At 42.1% G+C, this 2,500-nt stretch carries 4 protein-coding genes (2 of these 4 running past the window's edge); all 4 read left to right on the top strand.

Going from position 1 to position 2,500, the window contains the following annotated elements; all coding sequences use genetic code 11:
- Tightly spaced (at most 28 nt apart), the 4 genes in view from CLV95_RS15615 to CLV95_RS15600 form a layout consistent with a single transcriptional unit that may run on beyond the window.
- A protein-coding gene (locus CLV95_RS15615) for a cytochrome-c peroxidase (protein WP_002734801.1) crosses the window boundary here: on the top strand, window positions 1–516 show its 3' portion. Its footprint begins 504 nt before the window's first position; 516 of the gene's 1,020 nt are visible here — the last part of the coding sequence; its start codon lies beyond the left edge, outside the window; it ends in the stop codon at window positions 514–516.
- Window positions 517–541: 25 nt separating this feature from the next.
- The gene (locus CLV95_RS15610; RefSeq protein ID WP_002722044.1) at window positions 542–859 is read left to right on the top strand and encodes a methylamine utilization protein; all 318 of its coding nucleotides are present in this window, start codon (window positions 542–544) and stop codon (window positions 857–859) included.
- Window positions 859–1,218: a c-type cytochrome gene (locus CLV95_RS15605; protein ID WP_002721997.1), complete on the top strand. Its 360-nt coding sequence runs from the start codon at window positions 859–861 to the stop codon at window positions 1,216–1,218. Before CLV95_RS15610 ends, CLV95_RS15605 begins: the two co-directional genes overlap by 1 nt.
- A 28-nt stretch (window positions 1,219–1,246) precedes the next feature.
- Window positions 1,247–2,500: the 5' portion of a methyl-accepting chemotaxis protein gene (locus CLV95_RS15600; RefSeq protein WP_016749538.1), read on the top strand. 459 nt of this gene lie beyond the right edge of the window; only the first 1,254 of its 1,713 coding nucleotides appear in the window; its start codon is at window positions 1,247–1,249; the stop codon falls past the right edge of the window.

Here is a 2,500-nt window from a genome sequence, read left to right as displayed (position 1 = left end):
ATAAATGCGGTAACGATCGGAAAGGCGATTGCAAGTTTTGAAAGAACGATCTTTTCTACGGAATCTGCGTTTGATCTTTGGAAAAAAGGGGATAAGGGTGCCATTTCGGAATCGGCGCAAAGGGGTTTTTCCGTTTTTAACGGAAAAGCCAATTGTTCCGCATGTCATCAAGGCGACCAATTTTCGGATAACGGATTTCATAATATCGGTTTAAAAAATGCCTCCAAGGAAGTCGGAAGATTTAAAATCGTGGCTGTAAAATCCATGAAAGGCGCTTTTAAAACCCCGGGCTTGCGGGACGTTGCTTTGACGGGACCGTATATGCACAATGGAAGTTATGCTACCTTGGAAGAAGTCGTTGAACATTATGATCGAGGAGGGGATGAAAAAAACAATCTGGATCCGAATATGACGGCTCTCAAGCTGACGAAGGATGAAAAAGCCGATCTCGTCGAGTTTATGAAATCCCTAAACGGCAAAATGGTTCCGATTTCGATTCCGGAGTTTCCAAGATAATTTTATCATAAATTAGGAGTATTGAATGTTAGTTCGATTTACGACGGTTTTTGTTTTTCTCGTTTTTTGTGGAGGAAACCTTACGGCGGCGGAACATGAAGTAGGTCAGAAGAATAAGGGTTTTACGGTGGAATCCTTAAAAATCAAAATCGGAGACGTGGTGAGTTTTCCGAATTACGACACTTTTTATCACAATGTGTATTCTCTATCTCCCGCAAAAATTTTCGATTTGGGATCTTACTCTCAGGGGAAAACACAAAAGGTAAAGTTTGAAAAACCCGGTAAGATTACCGTTCAGTGCGCGATACATCCCGAAATGAGGATGACGATAGACGTACAATGATGAAAAGATATTCAAAAATTATAATTATTTTTCTTTTTTCGGCGTCGACGTTTTCTTTGACGGCTCTTGATTCCATGGAAAAATCCGCGGTTCGGGGAAGTATTGTATTCCGTACTTATTGTGTGCTTTGTCACGGGGAAGCCGCAGACGGAAAGGGCCGTCTCGCGACGGGGAAGGTACCGCCGCCCGCAAATCTTACGATCACTAAGTTGACCGATGCACAAAAAGAAGAAATCATCAAAAAAGGGGGAATCGGAGTGAATCGTTCCCCGTTTATGCCTCCGTGGCGGGAAGAATTGTCCGAAGAGCAGATTAAAGACGTAATCTCTTACATCAACTTTCTTTCGAAATCGAAATAGTCGGCAAAACGTTTCCGCAAACTTTACAGTGAATTTACTCGGCAATATAAGTATTAAAACAAGATTGCGTTTCAGCTTCGGAGTTATCATCGGAGTGTTTATTCTATCTTCGGCTTTGATCGTTTACAATACATTTGTATATCGGAAAACGATTCGATCGATGATCGAAAATTCGCAGCCTAAATTCCAACTGATGAACTTAACTTTGGAAAAGTTGATTCTTACGGAGCTGACTCTTTCCTCCAAGGTATCCACGATTGACGCGCTTCTTTCCGAAGAAGAAAACAGGAAAGTTCGGACCCTATTGGATGAAATAAGGAAAAATAACGTTACGTTCCGGGAATTTTCCTTGGAAGAGAGCGAACTTGAAAATTTGAAAATTTTCGAAGAAGGGTTGGAGGATCTTTCCCAATATGCGGAAACGGTTCATAGTTTGGGCAAAGAGAATAAAAGGCAAGAGGCTCAGATTTTATACGTCCGTGGGATCAATCCACTGAGCGCTTCCCTTAGAAAAACGATCAAGGTTCTGATCGAATTTGAAGCTTCTCATTCCCGTAAGAGTGAGGACACTGCGGAAACTCAGCTTACTTTTTCCTTGTATATGATCTGCGCACTTTCTTTCCTTTCTTTGATCGCTGGAATATTATTTTCCAGATCCATTATTCGATCCGTGATGTATCCTCTCAAAAAGGCGATTCACTTTGCGTCTGAAATTCAAAACGGAAATTTGAATAATCGGATCGAGATCGACCGTTTCGATGAAATGGGGGAACTTTTAGAATTTTTGAGAAAGATGGAAACATCCCTTCGTGAAATCATCGTCGAGGCGAGAATTTCGATCGAGAATTCCCAAAAGGCGAGTCGGGAATTTTATAAGGTTTCGAAAGAATTTATTTCCACATCGGAAATCCAGGCGGACGATTCCCAGAAGGTAGCCGATCATATCGATCGTTTGAGTACGTTGGTGGAGACCAATACTTCCATTATTCTTACTTCCGCTGAACATCTTCGGAATTTGGAGAAGGAAATCCAAAAAAATCTTTCTTCCTTGATTACCGTGACCGGGTCTTTGAACTCTTTAACGCTAAAAGCGCAAGAATCTTCAGATACGGCACTAAAGGGAAGGGAGAAGGTGGACGGGGTTCAAAAATCGTTTTTAGAGGTGAAACGTACCGTTCAAAAAATCAACGAATCCCTCATAAAGATCGGAGATATTTCCGCCCGCACGAACATGCTGGCTCTCAATGCCGCGATTGAAGCCGCGAGAGCCGGAGAACAGGGG

It is taken from the genome of Leptospira borgpetersenii serovar Javanica, from assembly GCF_003046425.1.
In the GTDB taxonomy this organism is placed as follows: Bacteria; Spirochaetota; Leptospiria; order Leptospirales; family Leptospiraceae; genus Leptospira; species Leptospira borgpetersenii.
Note: the sequence above shows the minus strand (reverse complement) of the source record. Positions and strands in the feature narration are given on the sequence as shown.